Genomic DNA, 19,623 nt, shown 5'->3' with positions numbered 1-19,623 from the left:
CAGCCCTGCACACCTCTCTGGAGCCCCGGTCATGAGCCGACTGCGGGTCATCATCGGCGGCACCGTCCTGGCCGTGCTGGCCGCTGCAGTGCCGATCGCGGTCATGGTCTATGCCACCTGGGACCGTGCCGTAAGTGTCGAACAGCAGCGGCTGCATGCCATCGCCGAGCGCAGCCTGCGCCGTACCGAAGTGTCCTATCAGGAAGCGCTGGCGGCATTGAAGTCGGCCGAGGCCACCGTGCTGCCGCCCTGCGGGGCCGAACACATCCAGCGCATGCAGACCCTGGTGATGACCACGCCGTCGTCGGACCAGATGGGCTACTTCGAGGGCGGCAAGCTGCGCTGCACGTCGTGGGGGCCGTTCCAGCAGGATGTGGACCAGCCCACGCCGGACCACGTCACCAGCGATGGTGCCGGCATCACCGTCAACGTGCGCCCCGAGGCGGCTGGCCGGCGGCCGATGCTGTCCATGATGTACGGGGCCTACGACGTGCTGGTCGACCCTCGGCGCTTCGTCGACGTCATCGTCGATCCGGACGTGCGGCTGGCCCTGGCAAGTCCGGATGGACGGCTGCTGACCCAGCAGGATGGCATGGACCCGGCCCTGCTGCAGCGCCTGCTGCGTGAGCCCGGCGAAGGCCTGGACCGCGACACCCTGTATGCCAGCGCGCGCAGCGGTGAATGGCTGGCGATCGCCACGGCGCCGCGCACCGCGCTGGCGGCCACGTTCCGGCAGCAGGCGTGGCTGTTCGTGCCCTTGGGCCTGCTGATGGCCGCCGCCGGTGCCGGCCTGGTGATCTGGCTGTCGCGACGACGGCTGTCGATGCGCGGCGAACTGGGCATCGCCATCCGCCGCCGCGAACTCTACCTGCACTACCAGCCCATCATCGAACTGGACACCGGCATCTGCGTCGGCGCCGAAGCGCTGGTGCGCTGGCAGCGCCCCGACGGCACGCAGGTGCGTCCGGACCTGTTCATTCCCTTGGCCGAAGAAGCCGGGATGATCGCCGCCATCACCGACCTGGTGATCGAGAACGTGGTTGCCGACATGCGTGAGCTGCTGGCCGAGGATCGCAGTGCACACATCGCGATCAACCTGGCGGCCGAGGACATCAGCAGCGGACGTGCGCTGAAGGTGATCTCGCAGCGCATGGCCGGCAGCGGCATCCTGCCGCAGCAGATCTGGCTGGAGGCCACCGAACATGGCTTCCTCGACATCGACCGTGCCCGCACCATGCTGGCCGCGGCTCGGCGCGCGGGCCACAGCGTGGCCATCGATGATTTCGGCGTCGGCTATTCCAGCCTGCAGTACCTGCAGCAGCTGCCACTGGATGCACTGAAGATCGACAAGTCCTTCGTCGATGCGATCGGCACCGAAAGCGCGACCAGCCCGGTCACGCCGCACATCATCGGCATGGCCCGCGAGCTGGGCCTGTGGGTGGTGGCCGAAGGCGTGGAAACCGAAGCGCAGCTGGCCTACCTGCACAGCCAGCACGTGCAGTTCGGCCAGGGCTGGCTGTTCTCGCGGCCGTTGCCGCGCGATGAGTTCATCGCCTTCCACCGCAAGCGCCAGCAGCAGTACGGCGCGGCGCGGGAGCACATGCAGAATCCGCGCAGCGTGCCGTTCGAGCGCGAGCAGGCGGGGGAGTAGCCGGCGAACGGCGCCGCCCCTCGTGGTGGGTCGCATAAAGCTGTTCGTGGGTTGGCCGGGCGGTACAGATCTCTGCGGCGTTCCACCACGTAAATAGAGAAGAGAAAAGCAACAGCGGGTCGCTGCGCTCGCGCGCGCTGTTGAGCTTCGGCCGGGGTAGTGCCGGCCGCTGGCCGGCAACCCCGTCATCCTTGATCGACGCCTACGCCCAGGCCTTCGGCCGCGCCCAGACCCACAGGCCGCACACCACCAGCAGCAGCAACGGCAGCCAGGCCAGGTRCTGGGCGCCGCTGGCCTGCAGCATCAGGCCGCCGCCGACGCCGCCGGCGGCGATGGCCAGGTTCCAGCCGGTCACCAGCATCGACTGCGCCAGGTCGGCGGCGGCACCGGCGCGGCGCGCCAGGGCGGTCTGGAACAGGGTGGGTACCGCACCGAACGCGACGCCCCACAGGATCGTCACCAACAGCAGCACGCCCGGCAGGCCTGGCCACAGCAGCAGCGAAACCACCGCCATCACGAAGCCGATCACGCTGGCCCACACCAGCGCGCGCAGGTGGCGGTCCACGCCCCAGCCGGCGATGGCGATACCCACGATCGCGGCGATGCCGAATGCCAGCAGCAGCCGGTCCAGCCACGCCCCGGCGCCGGCCTGCACTGCCAACGGCTCGATGTAGGTGTACAGCACGTTGTGCGCCAGCACGTACAGCACCATCACCAGCAGCGTGCTGCGGATGCCGGGCATGCGCCAGACCGAACCCAGCGACATGCGCCGGCCTGCACCGGCCGCCGGCAACGCGGGCAGCGCCCATCGGGCGTAGCCGAGCAGCAGCACCGCCAGCACGCTCATCAACGCGAACGCCCAGCGCCACCCGATCTGCTGGCCCAGCAAGGTGCCGGCCGGCACCCCCAGCGACAGCGCCAGCGGCGAGCCGATCATCGCTACCGCGATCGCCCTTCCCTGCAGTTCCGGCACCACCATGCGCGCGGCATAGCCGGCCACCAGCGACCACAGCAGGCCCGCGCCCACACCCGCCAGGAAGCGCGCCACCAGGGTCAGCACGTAGTCGTGGCTCAGCGCGGTCACGGTGTTGACCACCATGAAGCCGGCAATCGCCGCCAGCAGCAGCGGACGACGTGGCAGGCGCTGGGTCAGCGCAGTCATCGGCAACGCAGCCAGCACCGAGCCCAGTGCATACACGCTCACCAGCTGCCCTGCGGCCGCGTCGCTGACGCCGAGGCTCTCGCCCATCGGCCGCAGCACGCCCGCTGGCAGCGTTTCGGTCAGCAGGGTGATGAAGCCACCACCGGCCAGTGCCAGCAGCCCGCGCCACGGCAAGCGCGTTGCTTCACCCGCCGGAGCCCCTGCATCAATTGCGTGGCCGCTCATCGCAGCGTCTCCAGATCGGCGTACACCGCATCGCGCAGTTCATCGACAAACGCGCCATGCATGCCTTCGTACAGCGTGTTGGTCAGCGCGACCACGCTCAGGCCACGCGCCGGGTCCACGAACCAGCTGTGGCCGTAAGCACCGCCCCAACGCCATGTCCCTGCGGTCTGCGGTGTGCCGCTGGCCGCTGCATCACGCAGGACCGCAAAGCCGAGGCCGAATCCCCAACCCGGCGGATCAACCGGTCCCAGCTCGCCGACCTGTGGGGTTCCCATCTGTGCAACCACGCTGTCCGGCAGCAGCTGCGAGGCGCGCACATCGCGCAACGCTTCCAGCACGGCCATCACCTCATCGGCACTGCCCACCAGCCCCGCGCCTGCCGACGGATAGCGGTGTGGATCGGTCGCCCGCGCCACGCTGTATTCGATGCCCACCGAGCCCTCGAACGCAGGCACCACCTCGCCCTCCCGCAACCGATGCGGCTGCGGCAGGTCACTGACATACGGCGTGGCCAGACGACTACCCTCGGCGGTGGCGAACGCGGTGTCGCGCAGGCCCAGCGGCTGCGCCAGCAGCCGGTCGAACAACACCTGCAACCTTTCGCCGGTGGCCGCTTCAGCCACGGCGCCCGCCACATCCACGCCCAGCGAGTACAACCACTGGCTGCCCGGCGCGAACAACAGCGGCGCCTGCGCGATGCGCTGCACGTTCTGCTGCAGCGTCACCGGGTTCGCGTCCATGCCATCGCTCACACCCGCCTGCGCATAAGGCTCCTGGGCATCGGCTTCCAGGAAGCGGTAGCCCAGCCCACTGCTGTGGCTGAGCAGCTGGCGCAGGCTGATCGGCGGGCGGCTGCCATCGGCCAGTGCCGGGCGGAACGCCGGCAACCAGCGCTGCACCGGCGCGTCCAGGTCCAGCACCCCGTCTGCTACCAGGCGCAGGATCACCGTGGTCAGCAGCGGTTTGCTCACCGAGGCCAGCCGGAACAGGTGGTCGCGGCGCATCGGCGTGTTCGATTCACGGTCGGCCAGGCCACTGGCGCTGGCGTGGCGCAGCACGCCGTGCTCGCGCACCAGTACCACCGCACCGACCAGGCGCTGCGGATGCACGGCCCGCAGCAGCGCGCTCACCGCGGGCAGTGCCGGTGCGGTATCAACAGGAAGGGCGAGTGTCATCGGGGTGATCCGTGGGGAGAGGCCCGCCACGGTAGGCAGCTCCGGCGCCGGCAAAAAGCGGGGCGGGGCTCCGTGCATCATGGACCGCAAGGTCCACAATCGGCATGATGCCCGGAACCACTGGGCCGCACCGACCCTCCAGGCCCGCGCACCGCAGTGTTGCGCGGGCCACGTCAGCGGGCCGGACTGCCGCGCCCTACCCTGCCCACTTTCGCAGCGACCTTCCCCATGTCCGTCCTCGACAACCTGGCCAACCTGCAGACCTTCGTCCACGCCGCGGACACCCGCAGCTTCGTCGACACCGGCCGCGTGCAGGGCATCTCCGCCTCGGCCGCCGGCAAGTGCGTGGCCCGGCTTGAACACGCACTCGGCGTGCGCCTGTTCCACCGCAGCACGCGCAGCATCACCCTCACGGCCGAGGGCCAGCTGTTCCTGGCACGCTGCCGCCGCATCCTCGACGAATGCGATGCCGCACGCACCGAACTGGCCCAGCAACATGCAACCCCCAGCGGCACCCTGCGCATCAGCCTGCCGCTGGTGGGCGACCTGACCCTGCCGCTGATGGCCGAGTTCATGGCGGCCTACCCGGACATCCGGCTGGAGCTGGATTTCTGCGATCGCCTGGTCGATGTCATCGAGGAAGGCTTCGACGCCGTGCTGCGCGTTGGCGAGCCCAGCGATTCACGCCTCACCGCACGCCGCCTCGGGGTGTTCCCACGCCGCGTGGTTGCATCGCCGGCGTACCTGCAACGGCATGGCGTTCCACGCACGCCGGCCGACCTGCTGCAGCACCGCCTGCTGCACTACCGCTTCCCCAGCACCGGCAAGCTCGAGCCATGGCCGATCCTCTGGCCCGAAGGCGAAACGGCACAGGATCTGCCGGTGCACCTGGTCGCCAACACCATCGAAGCGCGGGTGGCACTGGCGCTGCGCGACGGGGGCCTGGCGTTCGTGCCGGTGCATTCGGTGCGCGATGCACTGGCCGATGGCCGGCTGGTCACCGTGCTTGAAGAGCACGTGCATTCCTGCGGCATCTTCCACCTGCTGTGGCCCTCCGGCCGCCACGTGCTGCCGAAGCTGCGGGTATTCATCGAATTTGTCGGCGCGCGGCTGGATACGGTGCCTTGACCCAGCGCCACGGCCGCGACCATTCAGCTCGCGGCGCTATACTGCCCGCTCATTCCCCACCGAGGCTCGCGACCAATGCGCCAGTGATGCCGCCGTCTTCGCACTAGACGGCCCGACTCTTCCCGCCCCTGCGCGCAGGGGAGAACCAGGCATCCATGGAGGTCGCATGACTTCGCATTCCCTCACGCTCGATCGCGTGTCGTATCGGTTGGCCGATGGCCGACCGTTGTTTTCCGATCTGTCCTTTTCCTTCGAACCGGTGGCCACCGGGCTGGTCGGCGCCAATGGCGCCGGCAAGAGCGTGCTCGCGCGCCTGCTCGCCGGCCAGCTGTCGCCCGACGATGGCCGCGTGCACCGCAGTGGCCAGGTGTTCCTGTTGCCTACGCCGGGCTATCCGCCACGTGGCACGGTGGGTGAACTGGCCGGCGTCGGCGCCGAGCTGGCGGCACTGGCGCGCATCGAAGCAGGCAGCATCGATGAAGCCGATTTCGCCTGCGTGGGCGACCACTGGGACCTGCGCGAACGCCTGCAGCAGCAGTGGCAGGCGATGCAGTTGCCGACCGACCTTGATCCGGCGCAGCCCGCCTCCCGGCTCAGTGGCGGCCAGGCGATGCAGGTGGCGCTGTCCGGCGCGTGGGCCAGCGGCGCGGACTGGCTGATCCTCGACGAGCCAAGCAATCATCTCGACGCCCGGCATCGCCACCAGCTGTACGCACAGCTGCAGCAGTGGCAGGGCGGCCTGCTGGCCATCAGCCACGACCGTGGCCTGCTTGCGCAGATGGCGCAGATCGTCGAACTGGACGCGCACGGCCTGCATCGTTACGGCGGACCGTGGCAGCACTATGCCGACACACGCGCCGCCGAACGCGAGGCCGCCGCCGCGCAGCTGGAGCATGCCCGTGCCCAGCACCGGCAGCGGCAACGCAGCGCGCGCGAACAGAACGAGCGCCAGCAGCAGCGGCAGGCACGTGGCAACCGCGAAGCGCGCGAGGCCAACCAGGCACCGATCCTGCTCGGTCGGCAGAAGCAGCGCGCCGAAGCGAGCCACGGCCGTGCGCAGCAGATCCAGAGTGATCGCCTGCAGGCCAGCGCAGCGCAGGTGCGCGCCGCCGCTGCGGCAGTACACGTGGCACCAGAACTGGCGTTGTTCAGTGGCGAGAGCGAGCGTGGTCAGGGCCGCCTGCTGCAGGCGCACGATCTGGTGCTGCCGCATGGCTGCAACGCGGCGCTGCAGCTGGAGATCAGGCGCGGCCAGCGCATCGCCGTCGTGGGCGACAACGGCAGCGGCAAGTCGACCCTGCTGCGCGTACTGGCCGGACAGCTGGCGGCGCGCAGCGGTCAGGTGCAGCGGCATGCGCCGCTGGCCCTGCTCGACCAGCAACTGCTGGGGCTTGCAGGTGAACAGAGCATCCTCGATGCCGTGCGCGCTGCGAATCCCGCGGCCGATGCGGGTGAACTGCGTACGCGTCTTGCCCTGCTGGGCCTGGATGCGCAACGCGTCCAGCGCCCGGCCAGCAGCCTCAGCGATGGCGAGCGGGTGAAGGGTGCGCTGGCCAGCGTGCTGTACGCCGATCCTGCCCCGCAGCTGCTGTTGCTGGACGAGCCGGGCAACGCGCTGGACCTTGCTGCGCTGCAGGCGCTGGAAGAACTGCTGGCGGCGTGGCCGGGGGCGTTGCTGATGGTCAGCCATGACACCCACCTGCTGCAGGCGCTGCGGCCAACGCAGGTGCTGCAGGTCGGTGATGCAGGTTGGCGGTGGCGCGATGCGTTGTAGGGCCGGGCACGTGTTCGGCTCCTGCAGGCATTCATCCACGCATGGCGTGGATCTACTGCCAGCCTCTCATCCACGCGTGGCGCAGACGCATCAACGCTTCCACACCGGGAACGCCTGCGGCATCTGCTGCCACAGCAAGGGCCCGGCCTGCAGCTCGGTGTCGTTGAGCAGGCACGCATCCAGGGCCGACCGCACCACACGCTCGTCCATGTGCACGCCGATCACCACCAGTTCCTGCCGGCGGTCACCCCACAGCGGATGCCACAGGCGTGCCATCGCCGAGTGCGCGGCCGCGTCCGGGAATTCCCGTACGTCCGGCAGCGGCGCGCTCCAGCAGTCGGCCTGCTGCCGGGCCCAGCCCAGATCGCTGTAAGGCAGCGGCGTTGGCGGCAGCAGCGGCGTGGTGTCCTCCTGGCCGGCGCGCACCCGCTCGCGCGCCGCATACCAGAAGCCCGCCGCCTGGGTGCGTGTGGCCGCGCCCACACTGTTCAACTCACCCACCCAGTCCATGCGGTTGGCCAGCCAGAACCAGCCCTTGCTGCGGATCACCCCGGGCATGCCGTGCTGCAATGTGCGCGCGAAACGGGCGGGATGGAACGGCCGCCGTGAGCGATAGACGAAGCTGCCGATGCCGTACTCCTCGGTTTCCGGCGTGTGCTCGCCACGCAGTTCCTTCACCCAACCGGGGGCCTGCTGCGCGCGCTCGAAATCGAAGCGACCGGTATCCAGCAGCTCGGCAAGCGGCACGTCGCCGAAACTGGACAGCAGCAGCTTCGCGTCGCGATTCAAGCCGCGCAGCACGGCCAGCGTGTCCTGCAGCACTTCGTCGTCCACCTGGTCCACCTTGCTGACCACGATCACATCGGCGAATTCCGCCTGCTCGCACAGCAGGTCGACCACGCCACGATCATCATCCGGCCCCGCCTGCTGGCCACGCTCGGCCAGGCGCAGTGTGGAACCGAAATCGGCCAGGAAGGCACTGCCATCCACCACCGTCACCATCGTGTCCAGCCGTGCGATATCGCTCAGGCTGAAGCCGTGTTCGTCGCGCACCGCGAAGGTCGCCGCCACCGGCATCGGCTCGCCGATCCCGGTCGATTCGATCAGCAGGTAGTCGTAGCGGCCGCTGTCGGCCAGGCGCCGCACCTCCTGCAGCAGATCGTCACGCAGCGTGCAGCAGATGCAGCCGTTGCTGAACTCCACCAGCGTCTCTTCGGTGCGACGCAGTTCGGCGCCGCCATCGCGCACCAGCTGCGCATCGATGTTGACCTCGCTCATGTCGTTGACGATCACCGCCACCCGCAGGCCATCGCGGTTGCGCAGGATCTGGTTGAGCAGGGTGGTCTTGCCGGCACCGAGGAAGCCGGAAAGCACGGTGACCGGAAGGCGGCGGTCGGCGCGGGAAACAGTGTTCATGTCGGAGCGGGCTGGCTGCGGAATGGAAATGTTACTGTATAACAATTGTCGCGCAAGGAATCCTCCCCGCATGAAGTCGCCCTCTGCCGCCCTGCTTGATGCCGGCGCCGTCGCCCTGTCCAGCCTGTGCCTGCTGCATTGCCTGGCGCTGCCCCTGCTGGCGGCCGCACTGCCGCTGTTCGGCGTCTGGGCCGAAGCGGAGTGGGTGCACCTGGTCTTCGTCGCCATCGCGCTGCCGATGACCGGCTTTGCCCTGTGGCGCGCCGAACGCCGCCAGCCGCTGCCTGCGCTGGCATGGCTGAGCGCGGGCATGGGCCTGGCACTGTTGATGGCCGGGGCGCTGGCACTGCCCTCGCACGCCTGGGAGACCCCGCTGACGGTCACCGGCAGCCTGCTGCTGGCCGCCACGCACCTGTGGAACGCGCAGCACCGGCACCGCAGAAGCTAGTGCCGGCCGCTGGTCGGCAACTGCAGGCATCGTCCGCAGGTCATGAGGTTGCCGGCCAGCGGCCGGCACTACCCAGCTATTTGCCGTAACGCCGCAGCAGTTCCACCAGTACCTCGGCTTCGGCCGCCCGTTGCGCCGGGTCGTCCGCGCCCACCACGTGTTCCTGCAGATGCTCGTGCAGCAGTTCCATCAGCAGGCTGTGGGCAGCGCCACGCACGGCCGCCACCTGCACCAGCACATCGGCGCAGTCGCCTGCCTCGCCCTCGGGCGTGTTCAATGCCTGTTCCAGCGCCGCCACCTGCCCGCCGATGCGACGCACCCGGGTCAGCAGCTGCTTTCGATTTCTGTGTACATGGGCCATGGCAGGATCATATACCCTATGGGGGTATCCACCCAAGCCTGACCGCCGCCATGCACCTGGACGCCCTCGCCGCCGCCCGCCGCCACGAGCACCGCTTCGACGACGGCAATCCGCTGGCCGAACGCAACACCCGCCGCGCGATGTGGCTCACCGTCAGCATGATGCTGGTGGAGATCGTCGGTGGCTGGTGGTTCAACTCCATGGCCGTGCTGGCCGACGGCTGGCACATGAGCTCGCACGCGCTGGCACTGGGCCTGTCGGTGTTCGCCTATCGCTGCGCACGGCGCTACGCGCACGATCCGCGCTTCGCCTTCGGCACCTGGAAGATCGAGATCCTGGCCGGCTATACCAGCGCCATCGCCCTGCTCGGCGTCGCCGCGCTGATGGCCGTGCAATCGCTGGAACGCCTGTGGGTGCCCGCGCCCATCCACTACAACGAAGCCATCGCCATCGCCGCGGTCGGCCTGGGTGTGAACCTGCTGTGCGCGTGGTGGCTGCACGACAGCCCCGGCCACGCCCACCACCACCATGGACACGGGCACGACCATCATCATGGGCATGACCACGATCATGGCCACGACCATTCCCACGGCCACGACCTCAACCTGCGTTCGGCCTACGTGCACGTGCTGGCCGACGCCGCCACCTCGGTGCTGGCCATCGTCGCCCTGCTGGGCGGCAAGCTGCTCGGCCTGACCTGGCTGGATCCGGTGATGGGCCTGGTCGGCGCGGTGCTGGTCACCGTCTGGGCAATCGGCCTGCTGCGCGACAGCGGCCGCATCCTGCTCGACGCGCAGATGGATGCGCCGGTGGTGGCCGAGGTACGCGAAGTGATCGAGCAGGGTCCGTGGCCGGCACGCCTGGCCGACCTGCACGTGTGGCAGGTGGGGCGCGGCAAGTACGCCGTCGCCGCCAGCGTGGTCACCAGTGATGCCACGCTGGATCCGGATACCGTGCGCCAGGCGCTGGCGATCCACGAGGAACTGGTGCACATCACTGTGGAGATCCACCGCAGCGCGTGACGCCAGCAGGGCGACGGTTCTTGCCGAAAATCTGTACCGGCCACGGCTGCGTGCTGCCTACACTGGCCGCACCTGCCCCGTCGGGACATCCCATGCGCACGCTCCGCCTGCTGCTGCCCGGTGCCCTCCTGCTGCTGGTGGCCTGTTCCGGCGACACCCAGCTGCCGTTCTCCTCCGACCCGATGCTCGGCTGCTTCGCCACCAGCCCGCGCAAGTCCGCCGAGTTCCGCATCGAAAAGGAAGCAAGCCAGTACTTCGTCTCGTTCGAACGCGATGGCCACTGGCAGCGCGAACCCAATGCGCTGTACAAAGCCAGCCGCAGCGACATCCAGCAGTACTTCCGCGATGACGCCGACCAGATCGACAGCGCACTGATCAGGATGGCCGGCGGCTTCGGCATCTTCCGCGTCAAGGACGGCGCCACGCTGAAGGCCCGGGCACGCGACAGCGACTACATGGCGCTGCTGCTGATCGGCGCCGGACCGGTGTATGCGGTGAAGTGCGGATAGCGTGCAGGCCTTCTCATGGCGGGCATCTGGATGGGTGCGCTTCGGGACGTCGCAGGCGGTGTGGCAGTGGTTCCTGCCGCCGCCTTCAGCTCTGCAACAGCTGCGGTACCATGCCCTCCCCCGAATCCTCCCGCTACCCACCGTGCCCCACTACTCCGGCCCCCTGCTGACCCGCGACAGCGCTGACACCCTGCGCCGTGCCCACGACAAGGGCGCCACCGAATGGTCGGGCTCGCTCGATCTGGGCCGCAGCGAAGCGGCGGTACAGCTGGATGCCGAGGGTTTCACCTTCCGCGGCCAGCACTACCCGTGGCCGGGCAAGCTGAAGGACCGCACGCTGTACTACTGGGATGGCGAGGAGTTCTGCTCCATCTCCCGCTTCAGCGGCTCGCTGATCAAGCTGGTGCCGACCGAGTGGGGCGCACCGACCTTCGAGATCGACGGCATCAAGATGCTGCCGACCTCCAAGCTGTCGCCGTTCGAGGACGCGCGCCGCAAGGTCGAGCTGGTCGCCCCGGCGGGCAAAAGCCTCCTCGATACCTGCGGTGGGCTTGGCTACTTCGCCGCCTGCGCACTGGAGGCCGGCGTCGGCCAGATCCGCTCGTTCGAAAAGAACGCCGACGTGATGTGGCTGCGCACGCTCAATCCGTGGTCGCCCGATCCTGACTCAGCCGCCGCGGGCGGCCGCCTGCACTTCAGCCACGGCGACGTCTCGCAGCAGATCGAACAGGTCGCCAGCAACAGCGTCGATGCGGTCCTGCACGACCCGCCGCGCTTCGGCATTGCCGGCGAACTGTACTCGCAGGTGTTCTACGACCATCTCGCCCGCGTCATCCGCAAGGGTGGCCGCCTGTTCCACTACACCGGCGCGCCGAACAAGCTGACCAGCGGCCGCGACGTGCCGCGCGAAGTGGCCAAGCGCCTGGAAAAGGCCGGCTTCAAGGCCGAGCTGGCGCTCGATGGCGTGCTGGCCGTCAAGCGCTGAGGCTCACTCGCCTTCCACCTTGGCCAGCTTCATCACCCACTTCGGTACTTCCGGCTCGCCGGCGTAGAACGCCTTGGGCTTGTTCTCGGCCATCGCCCAGCGGTGCAGCCAGCTCGGCCCATAGCGACCACTGTAGCCCTCGGCGCCGCGCGCATAGGCGGGGTCGCGCACGGCTTCTTCCAGCGACACGAAGCGATAGCCACGGCGCTTGGTGGCCGCCACCAGCTCGGCGAACGTCGCCGCGTTGAGCTCGTTGGCATGCATCAGCCACACCTGCGGCACCGCATACCCCAGCAGCGCCTGTGACTGCTGCTCGTAGTAATCCACCTTGTTCAGCATGTACGGCACATAGCCCTTGCGCAGGCTCGCCAGCGTCGCCTCGCGCTGCGGTGAATCGGGCTGCTCGTTCATCACGTTGGCATAGGCGAAGGCCCATACCCACTCACCGTTGTCGACCGTCACCGGCGCAACGCGGTAGCCGTGCTGCTTGAAGAACACGTCCATCGCCACGCGGTCTTCCGGCGTACGGCCCGCACGCAGGTAAGGGTGGCGCATCCATTGCGGCGTCTGCCCACGCTCGGCCAGCAGCGGCCGCAGCACCTGCTCGCCGCGCAGGAAGTCCTGCTGGAACGCCGGCACGCCTTTGGCGTTGAGGTCCATGTGCGACCAGGTGTGGTTGCCGAGTTCGTAGCCGGCATCCAACCAGTCGCGCAGCATCTGCACGCGCGCCGGCTGCACCTGGCCATCCACTTCCAGCTTGTTTTCGTTGACGAAGCCCACCACCGGCACATCGGCCTGGCGCAGCTGCACCATCAGTGCGGCATGGCGTGCCTGCAGATCGGCCGGCACGATCTCATCCAGGCGCGCCCACGGCAGATCGTCAATGGTCACCGCGATGCGCCGATCGACTTCGGCAGCGTGGACAGTCAATGACAACAACAGCAACGGCAACGCACGCAGGAACAGACGCATCGGTACATCCATGGGACCAGGATGCAGCGACTGTAACGCGATTGGGCCTTGCCGCCGAGTGTGGATCCGGCCGCAGCGCCAGAGCGGGTCAGTCGGCGATGTACTGCGGCGGCACGTGGTCGGTCAACCAGACACCATTGGCCGAGCGGTGGAACACGTGCCCATCGGCATGCATGCGCCCTGCGTGCACGCTGAGGATCACCGGCGCACCGCGGCGAGCGCCGACCTGGTGGGCCGTCTCCCGGTCCAGTGACAGATGCACGTGATGGCGCTCGCCCGCACGCAGGCCCTGCTCGCGGATCGAGCCGACGAAGCGCGACACCGTGCCGTGGTACAGCCACTGCGGCGGCGCCACCGGCAGCAGTCCAAGATCGACCGCGACCGAATGCCCCTGGTTTGCGCGGATACGCTGGCCATCATCGCTCAGTGCAAAGCGTTGCTTGTTGCAGCTCGCCACGATGTGCTGCAGTCCGCCACGGTCGAGCGCGTGCCCGTGTGCAGCCAGCTTCTGCAGCAGTTCGTCGACGTTGGCCCAGCCCTGGCCGTCCAGGATCAACCCGATTTTCCCGGGTTCATGGCGCAGCACCAGGCTGAGGAACTTGCTGGTCTGCTTGGATGAAGTTTCCGTATTCATCGGCATAGCGTGCCGCAAAAGCGCCAGTTGGTGCCAGTCAGCGGCCCGCGCCAGCTTCAGAACCGGCTCAGCTGAGAGGTAGTGCGCCACAGCCACAGGCCGACCACCATCGCTGCCATCAGCAGTCCGCACAGGATGATGGCCAGCGCATCAGGTGCGTGCGGCGGCGTCAGGTCGGCCCTGGCGAAGATCTGCAACAGCCATCGCCGTATCGAGGACGGGAGCGCATGTCCGTCTGGTGTCAGGTCTGTCATGCATGCTGCAGGCAGCGCAGTGGTGATGCCCGCCCACACATGCTCATACAGTCGAAGCATCACGCTCGCCAGCAGCAGCGCCGCCGCATGCAGGGCAAGCAGGCCCCAAGCGCTGCGGCGCAGCGGTGCATCCACATGGCGCAGCCAGTGCACGCAGACCAGCAGCGTACCCAGCAGGGCCAGCACCAGCGTTGCCATCGGCAGCCAGCACAGCGGCTGCCAGTCGTCCAGCGCGCCTGCACGTGCCAACAGCTGCTCGGCAACCAGCATCCGGGCAGCAGGATCGGTGCCGCCACAGGCCAAAGACAGGGGCTCCAGCAGCAGGGCCACGCGCTGGTGGAAATGGCCTGCGGCCAAGCCCACCGACAGCAGCGCCAGCACCTGCAGCAGCAACAACATCAGGCCGGGGCCAAAGAAGCGTCCGAGGCGGGCAGTGAAGGCGGTCATCGACGTAGTCCCAGCGAGTGACGCGCATGCTAGCCAAGCCAACGGCCGCTGTCGGCTGGCAGATGCGACACGACCTTGGAGGATGCGCGATCATGTCCACTTCTTCAGGAGAGCTGGCGATGGTAGGGCTGTATCTGCTCGTGCGTACCCTGCTGCCGGTTCTGCTTGGCGTGTTGGTTGCGATGCTTGGCGCACGCGTGATCAATGCGCGGCTGGCCCGCCTTCCGCCGCGCGTGATTGCGCTGCCGGATGAAAGCCTGCTGCCCAGCCCCGCAGCACAGCGACGCTATCGCCGCATGCGTCGGCGCAGACCGGGCCTGCAGCACTTCACCCTGCCACCCAAGGTGCCGCGCAGCTGGGTCCTGCTCGCAGCAATGGCGTTCATCGGCACGGTAGGCCTGACCGTCTACCTGATGCCCGATGGCGCCCGCTTCCAGGTGCTGGTCGAGAGCACCTTGGGATATCCCTCCACCGTCATCGAAGTCCATGCGCCCATGCAGCAGCAGCTGCAGCTGCTGGATGCCTGCGCCCCCGTGCTGCATCGCACTGTCCGCCCCATCACCATGCGCTACCGCAGAGCCCGCACCGGCAATCCGGTCGAGGTACACGGGGTACTGCCGGTGCAGGTGCGGCACCGCGGCACGCTGCTGCAGGTGGCCACGGCGCAGCCGGTGGATGCGGCCGTGCTGCGCGATGCCCTGCACCAGTGCAGCGCATCGTCCAACGTTACGCTGACGATACAGCCGCGCACCGTGGCGCCATGGCGGGAATGGGGTTGGCAGCCGTGGCCGGGGCGCAGCGGCCAGTAAGGCTTCAACCGCGCGGCAGTTTCGCCGCCCACATGTTGTCCACCAGGTTCGGGTAACGGCGTCCGTTCTCCTCTGCCCGCTGCCGCGCCGCCGCCTTCTGCGCTTCCGTCAGCGGCTGCGTCTTCTGGCCCTTCGGGTTGGGCTTCTTCCAAGGCGGCGTGCGGGCAGTGGGCATGTGCGGATGATGCCGTAGTAGGTGTTACTTCTTCAGGAATTCCAGCAACGCCAGATTGAAATCATCGGCGTGGCTGGTATTGCAGCCATGTGGCGCATTCTTCAGCACCACCACCTCGCTGCCGGTGATGGCCGCATGCGTGCGCTTGCCTGAACCTTCAAACGGCACCGTCGCATCGCTGTCGCCGTGCAGCACCAGCGTCGGTACGGTCACCTTCTTCAGGTCCGCACGGAAATCGGTGGTGGCGAACGCCTTCATGCACCCCAGCGCAGCGGACTGGTCAGATTGATGGGCAAGCGCGATGGCGGCCTGGCGCTCGTCCTCGGTGACCATCAGCTTGCCGTCGGCACTGAAGAAATCGCGGGTAAAGCCGTCGAAGAACGACTCCCGGTCCTTCTCCAGCCCCTGGCTCATCTCATCCGCCTTTTCCTGGGTCAGCGGCCCTTCGGGATTGTCCGCGCCCTTCAACAGGTACGGCGGCACGGCCGCAGCGAACACCACGCTGTGCAGGCGGTCTTCACCATGGTTGGCGATGTAGCGCGCCACTTCGCCACCGCCCATCGAGAAGCCGACCAGGGTGACATCGCGCAGGTCGCGCTCGTCGATCAGTCCGGCCAGGTCAGCGGCCAAGGTGTCGTACTCGTAGCCATCGGCGGGCTTGTCCGAGCGGCCGAAGCCGCGACGGTCGTAACTGATCACCCGGTAACCGGCATCGCGCAGCAGCGGCACCTGCGCCTTCCAGGATTCGGCAGACAGCGGCCAGCCATGGATCAGGATGACCGGGCGGCCGGTGCCGCCGGTGTCTTCAATGTGCAGTCGGACGGAGGAGGTAGCCATGGGAACTCCCGGGGGAAAGAGGAACCCAGCCTAGGCAATCGCACCGGAGCCGCCCGTGATGGATCCGGCTCAGGCCATGACATCGCGTACACGGGCACCGGTCAGCCGGCACATCGGTTCGCACCCGCATGGACGGCATTGGTCGGCCCTGCGCCGGTTTCGTCACGCCCCGCTTACCGTGCGCCATCGCCCATGCCAGTCTGCGCCGGACCTCAATGGAGCCACGCCATGCTGCTCGCCCTGCCCCTGCTCGCCGCCGCCGTCGCCGGCACCTCCCCCGCCAGCGACACCCTGCGCGAGCAGATCCGCGCGGCCGACACGCAGCTGTTCGCCGTGGCCTTCGATGCCTGCGATGCCGACAGGGCCGCCGCGATGACCACCGAAGACATGGAGTTCTTCCATGACAAGGACGGCAAGTCCGCCAACAGCCGCGAGGACTTCCGCCGCAGCGTGGCCACCCTGTGCGACAACGCGCGCAAGGGGGGCTGGCACCTGCGGCGCGAGCTGGTGGAGAGCTCACTGCAGGTCTTTCCGCTGCACGACGATCGCGCCCTGGAAATGGGCGATCACCGCTTCCATGAGCGCGGCGCCGATGGCGTTGAACGCTGGACCGGCCAGGCCCGTTTCATCCAGGTCTGGCGCCGCGTGAACGGTCAATGGCAGGCCGAGCGGGTGATCAGTTACGACCACCACCCGGCAGACAAATAAATATCACCACCGCAGCGCCCGCTCAGTCGCGCAGGTTGCTGGCGCGCGTCAGCATCCAGCAGCCGTAGCGGCGCGCGAAGGTGTAGGTATCGCGCTCGGCGTCGCTGCCGAAGGTCACGCGCTGCCCGTTGTCATCGATCGCTTCGATGCGTGTGGGCGCGTTGTAGGTGCCGGCGCGCATGCGCTCCAGCGCGGCCGGATCGCGGCTGACCGGTGAAGGCACGAACAGATTGAACGCGGCCAGGTAGCGGTAGCTGAAACGTTTCAACCGCGCGGCACCCTGCTCCAGCACGACGTGCGTGGGCGCCAGCCCCTCGTGGTCATCGCGCACGGTATGCATGGGCACCTCGTACTCCAGTGGGTCGGAGGTGTAACGCAGGCGCACCCGGTCATCGGCCGGGTCGGCGAAGCGTTGCAGGAAACGGGTGAAGTCCTGCGAAGGGCAAGCGGGATCGTCCGCCGCCACGGGCGTGTCAGCCACTGCAATACCTGCGCAGGCCCACAGCCCCATGCCCAGCAACAACCGCGCAGCCGCCTGCCCCCGTATCCGGTTTGTCTCCCCGTGCACCACCTTCTCCCTCCATCCATTGCAGCCGGGCGCCATCCCCTGCGCCCCGGGCCACAGGCTAGCAACAAGCGGTTACCGGCGCAGCCCGCGACCGTTTTACACTGGCCACATCCGGCCACACGGTAGCGGCCACATGGAGCCTCCAATGACCCCTGATGATTCCCTGCACCAGCAGATCCGCCAGAACGTAGCCGCACTGGACGAGAAGCATGGCCGTGCGTTCGACGCCACCAGCGAGAACGTGGCCGCCAGCCTGGCCGTCAAAGCCCGCGAACAGGGTCTGGAACGCGCCGACCACGTGGTGGTGAGCAACGCCACGGCCAACCTCCCGGCCGGGCACAACATCTTCGTGGTGCAGGGCGACCCGGCCAACCCGGCGCACCTGCGGGCGATGCTGCCGACCGCCGTGGCCGCGCAGACGCCGGCCGAGCAGTCACTGCAGAAGCTGGGGCTGGGCGGACAGCAGCCGGTGCAGGCCGAGCAGCAGACGCTGGATGCACAGGCGCAGGATCAGCAGCAGAACCCTGCGCATCGCATGGGGTGAATGCCGTCAGGCGTCGATGCCGTCGACGCCTGTCGCATGGGCCGGTATCAGCCCATTCGGGGCTGAGCGTGCTGCGTCTGCTGCTGCAGCTGATCTTCCTGCGCGACGCGGCTGGACTCACGGCCCTGATGCTGCACGCTGGCTTGCTGGTACACCTCTTCAACCGTGCCCTGCTGGGTATCGGCCAGCGAAAGACGCTGGCGGTTCGCGGCAGGGTCCGGTGAGGCGGTGTCGCCCGTGCGCTGCAGGAAGACATAGCCTGGCGAATCCGCCGCACCGCCACTGCTGAAAGCCACCTGCAAGGTATCGCGCTCGGTGTAGCCACCCTGCACCGCCAATCGCGTCAGGTGGCCCGCCAACAGCTCGGGCTGCTGTCCCGGCGGCAACCCTTGGCGCTCGGCCGCGTCCCCCAGCGCCGCACGCACCCGCTGGTCCAGCGGATGCAATGTGTCACCCGGCACACGTGCGTCGTTGGCCAACCGCTCACCGCTGCGCTCACCGATGTCGTCGTTCTCGCTCAGCAAGCGATGCTTCCACGTGCGCTCGGGCATCGGATTGGTCTTCGTACGATTGAGATCGCTGTTCGGGAACGGCGGCTCGATGCTGTCCACGCCGTGGATGTTGCGCAGCGGGCGAAAACCGTCCTTGCCCGCGCCCTTGCTGTCCAGGGGAATGCGGACATCCGGAAAGAGCTGCCCTGCGGGACCTCCAAAAGCATTCACGTCGATGCTTCTCTTTCGCTCGATGCCAGCGTGGTTCAGCGCTTCCCAGGTGAAGTCCACGCAGTTGTGGCGCACGTCCTCGTAGTGCTTGCTGAAGCCGAATTTCTCCGGGTCCGAGCCGAAGGCCTCAAGCTTCTTGTACTGCTCCTCGCTTATCTCGAGGGTGCGGGTGTAGCGTGGGTCCTTATAGACATCTGCGTCATCCGGCATGATGTCACCGGGCCCGTTGATGCTTCCGTGTACCTTGGGCGCGAACCCGAAACTCTTCGCGGGCTCGCCTGATGCATGCAGGACATAAAACATATGACCTGGAGAGGATGTCTGCGGAACACCGTCAAGGACCTCCTGTCGACCGGTCTTCGGGTCCATCAGAGGCGTGCCAGGTGCGGCGATGACGATCTCTACGGTATAGCGCGGCTTATCCATAAGGTGGCTCCTTCAGTTCCTTCCAAGGGTGAGGTGCTGACTACTTTCCAACCGGGCGGGCGGCGTGAACCTTCAAACGAGCCGAATAGTGCTTCAACTCGGCGCTGGGCTGAACCGTGCGCACATCCAGCCGGTAACGGGCATCAAGATCCAACGGCAGGGCAACGATGCTCCATCGATACTGGCCACCGCTGCCCGCGCTTAACGCTGCATAGCGCCAGGCAGCGGATGTGTGCCATGCAGGAAGCGGCTTCCCCGCGTTGAGCGCGAGTGCCTGGTAGCTGTCATGGGTGGGAACGTCCTGCCAGGCACCTGCGCCCCATCGCTGCAATGACACCTCAAAGGGAAGATTCAACTTGCGCATGTCCGGTTCGCCGTTCTCGCGCCCGCCCTGCCGCTGCACCTCAAGCTCCAGCGCATAGGTGCGGCCTGGATCGAAATTGCGCGCATTCGTCTCGAACTCGAACCGCACCTCCTGGCCGGGCTGATCCACCGTAATCGGCTGCGTCAGTTCCAGTGGTTCGGGTGGCTCCGGGATGCGGCTGGAACAGGCACCCAGCACGGTGCTCAAGATGATCAACAGGCCAACGCGCAGCCAGCGGTGGATACCCAGCATGTTCAGATCCTTTGGCTCCCTGCCATGGGTTTCAACCCTAGCGGGTTGGCGGTGG

Annotated in this window: 22 protein-coding genes; 10 read left to right on the top strand and 12 right to left on the bottom strand. The window is 67.8% G+C overall.

Features of this window, described 5'->3' with window-relative positions; translation table 11 throughout:
* The first annotated feature begins 31 nt into the window (after positions 1-31).
* Positions 32-1,651 carry an EAL domain-containing protein gene (locus tag AC1DCU_RS16795; protein ID WP_032975552.1) on the top strand — a complete coding sequence of 540 codons (1,620 nt, stop codon included), beginning with the start codon at positions 32-34 and terminating at the stop codon, positions 1,649-1,651.
* Positions 1,652-1,853: 202 nt separating this feature from the next.
* Here the strand turns inward: AC1DCU_RS16795 and AC1DCU_RS16790 are convergent, their stop codons facing one another.
* Together AC1DCU_RS16790 and AC1DCU_RS16785 are read right to left on the bottom strand one after the other, a co-directional pair.
* Entirely contained in the window at positions 1,854-3,038 is a 1,185-nt protein-coding gene (locus AC1DCU_RS16790) for an MFS transporter (protein ID WP_478014227.1), read from the bottom strand.
* Positions 3,035-4,213, bottom strand: a complete 1,179-nt coding sequence (locus AC1DCU_RS16785; RefSeq protein ID WP_313116798.1) for a serine hydrolase domain-containing protein — start codon at positions 4,211-4,213, stop codon at positions 3,035-3,037. Before AC1DCU_RS16785 ends, AC1DCU_RS16790 begins: the two co-directional genes overlap by 4 nt.
* 228 nt (positions 4,214-4,441) lie before the next feature.
* On the opposite strand from AC1DCU_RS16785, the gene AC1DCU_RS16780 reads away from it, so the two are divergent.
* Together AC1DCU_RS16780 and AC1DCU_RS16775 are read left to right on the top strand one after the other, a co-directional pair.
* On the top strand, positions 4,442-5,341 hold the full coding sequence (locus AC1DCU_RS16780; RefSeq protein ID WP_032975555.1) for a LysR family transcriptional regulator: 900 nt from the start codon (positions 4,442-4,444) through the stop codon (positions 5,339-5,341).
* Positions 5,342-5,507: 166 nt separating this feature from the next.
* Positions 5,508-7,115 (top strand): ATP-binding cassette domain-containing protein, encoded by a 1,608-nt coding sequence (locus tag AC1DCU_RS16775; protein ID WP_032975556.1) that lies wholly within the window; start codon positions 5,508-5,510, stop codon positions 7,113-7,115.
* A gap of 90 nt (positions 7,116-7,205) precedes the next feature.
* On the opposite strand, the gene AC1DCU_RS16770 is transcribed toward AC1DCU_RS16775, so the two are convergent.
* Entirely contained in the window at positions 7,206-8,531 is a 1,326-nt protein-coding gene (locus AC1DCU_RS16770) for a GTP-binding protein (RefSeq protein ID WP_059065834.1), read from the bottom strand.
* A gap of 70 nt (positions 8,532-8,601) precedes the next feature.
* Here AC1DCU_RS16770 and AC1DCU_RS16765 point away from each other — a divergent pair, with 70 nt between their 5' ends.
* Positions 8,602-8,979 (top strand): MerC domain-containing protein, encoded by a 378-nt coding sequence (locus AC1DCU_RS16765; RefSeq protein ID WP_025879198.1) that lies wholly within the window; start codon positions 8,602-8,604, stop codon positions 8,977-8,979.
* Between the two features lie 76 nt (positions 8,980-9,055).
* Here the strand turns inward: AC1DCU_RS16765 and AC1DCU_RS16760 are convergent, their stop codons facing one another.
* Complete coding sequence (locus tag AC1DCU_RS16760; protein WP_032975559.1) at positions 9,056-9,340, bottom strand: metal/formaldehyde-sensitive transcriptional repressor; 285 nt, start codon at positions 9,338-9,340, stop codon at positions 9,056-9,058.
* 50 nt (positions 9,341-9,390) lie between these two features.
* On the opposite strand from AC1DCU_RS16760, the gene dmeF reads away from it, so the two are divergent.
* The 3 genes from dmeF (at position 9,391) to AC1DCU_RS16745 (ending at position 11,856) form a co-directional block, all read left to right on the top strand.
* Positions 9,391-10,362: a CDF family Co(II)/Ni(II) efflux transporter DmeF gene (gene dmeF / locus AC1DCU_RS16755; RefSeq protein ID WP_032975561.1), complete on the top strand. Its 972-nt coding sequence runs from the start codon at positions 9,391-9,393 to the stop codon at positions 10,360-10,362.
* Between the two features lie 92 nt (positions 10,363-10,454).
* Entirely contained in the window at positions 10,455-10,871 is a 417-nt protein-coding gene (locus AC1DCU_RS16750) for a hypothetical protein (protein WP_032975562.1), read from the top strand.
* 73 nt (positions 10,872-10,944) lie between these two features.
* Positions 10,945-11,856: a class I SAM-dependent methyltransferase gene (locus AC1DCU_RS16745; protein WP_425602694.1), complete on the top strand. Its 912-nt coding sequence runs from the start codon at positions 10,945-10,947 to the stop codon at positions 11,854-11,856.
* Between the two features lie 3 nt (positions 11,857-11,859).
* Here the strand turns inward: AC1DCU_RS16745 and AC1DCU_RS16740 are convergent, their stop codons facing one another.
* The 3 genes from AC1DCU_RS16740 to AC1DCU_RS16730 form a co-directional block, all read right to left on the bottom strand.
* A complete protein-coding gene (locus AC1DCU_RS16740) occupies positions 11,860-12,828 on the bottom strand; it encodes a polysaccharide deacetylase family protein (protein ID WP_442251601.1) in 969 nt (322 codons plus the stop codon).
* A gap of 88 nt (positions 12,829-12,916) precedes the next feature.
* Positions 12,917-13,462 carry an RNA 2'-phosphotransferase gene (locus AC1DCU_RS16735; RefSeq protein ID WP_282279341.1) on the bottom strand — a complete coding sequence of 182 codons (546 nt, stop codon included), beginning with the start codon at positions 13,460-13,462 and terminating at the stop codon, positions 12,917-12,919.
* Positions 13,463-13,518: 56 nt separating this feature from the next.
* Positions 13,519-14,163 carry a hypothetical protein gene (locus tag AC1DCU_RS16730; RefSeq protein ID WP_442251600.1) on the bottom strand — a complete coding sequence of 215 codons (645 nt, stop codon included), beginning with the start codon at positions 14,161-14,163 and terminating at the stop codon, positions 13,519-13,521.
* A 92-nt stretch (positions 14,164-14,255) separates the two neighbouring features.
* On the opposite strand from AC1DCU_RS16730, the gene AC1DCU_RS16725 reads away from it, so the two are divergent.
* Positions 14,256-14,972, top strand: a complete 717-nt coding sequence (locus tag AC1DCU_RS16725; protein WP_442251599.1) for a hypothetical protein — start codon at positions 14,256-14,258, stop codon at positions 14,970-14,972.
* A 4-nt stretch (positions 14,973-14,976) separates the two neighbouring features.
* Here AC1DCU_RS16725 and AC1DCU_RS16720 read toward each other — a convergent pair whose 3' ends face one another.
* On the bottom strand, positions 14,977-15,147 hold the full coding sequence (locus tag AC1DCU_RS16720; protein ID WP_099782623.1) for a hypothetical protein: 171 nt from the start codon (positions 15,145-15,147) through the stop codon (positions 14,977-14,979).
* Positions 15,148-15,171: 24 nt separating this feature from the next.
* Entirely contained in the window at positions 15,172-15,984 is an 813-nt protein-coding gene (locus AC1DCU_RS16715; RefSeq protein ID WP_442251598.1) for an alpha/beta fold hydrolase, read from the bottom strand.
* A gap of 228 nt (positions 15,985-16,212) precedes the next feature.
* Here AC1DCU_RS16715 and AC1DCU_RS16710 point away from each other — a divergent pair, with 228 nt between their 5' ends.
* Entirely contained in the window at positions 16,213-16,692 is a 480-nt protein-coding gene (locus tag AC1DCU_RS16710; protein ID WP_105163336.1) for a DUF4440 domain-containing protein, read from the top strand.
* A 22-nt stretch (positions 16,693-16,714) separates the two neighbouring features.
* Here the strand turns inward: AC1DCU_RS16710 and AC1DCU_RS16705 are convergent, their stop codons facing one another.
* Positions 16,715-17,173, bottom strand: a complete 459-nt coding sequence (locus tag AC1DCU_RS16705; protein ID WP_152543287.1) for a hypothetical protein — start codon at positions 17,171-17,173, stop codon at positions 16,715-16,717.
* Positions 17,174-17,405: 232 nt separating this feature from the next.
* Here AC1DCU_RS16705 and AC1DCU_RS16700 point away from each other — a divergent pair, with 232 nt between their 5' ends.
* Positions 17,406-17,804, top strand: a complete 399-nt coding sequence (locus tag AC1DCU_RS16700) for an XVIPCD domain-containing protein (RefSeq protein WP_223483326.1) — start codon at positions 17,406-17,408, stop codon at positions 17,802-17,804.
* 47 nt (positions 17,805-17,851) lie between these two features.
* Here AC1DCU_RS16700 and AC1DCU_RS16695 read toward each other — a convergent pair whose 3' ends face one another.
* Both AC1DCU_RS16695 and AC1DCU_RS16690 read right to left on the bottom strand, forming a co-directional pair.
* Positions 17,852-18,952 (bottom strand): hypothetical protein, encoded by a 1,101-nt coding sequence (locus AC1DCU_RS16695; protein WP_442251597.1) that lies wholly within the window; start codon positions 18,950-18,952, stop codon positions 17,852-17,854.
* 40 nt (positions 18,953-18,992) lie between these two features.
* On the bottom strand, positions 18,993-19,568 hold the full coding sequence (locus tag AC1DCU_RS16690; protein ID WP_032975572.1) for a hypothetical protein: 576 nt from the start codon (positions 19,566-19,568) through the stop codon (positions 18,993-18,995).
* Positions 19,569-19,623: the final 55 nt, after the last annotated feature.

Source organism: Stenotrophomonas sp. 10L48, from assembly GCF_056395105.1.
The sequence above is the reverse complement of the archived record's forward strand: the minus strand, read 5'-3'. Positions and strand labels throughout refer to the sequence as shown.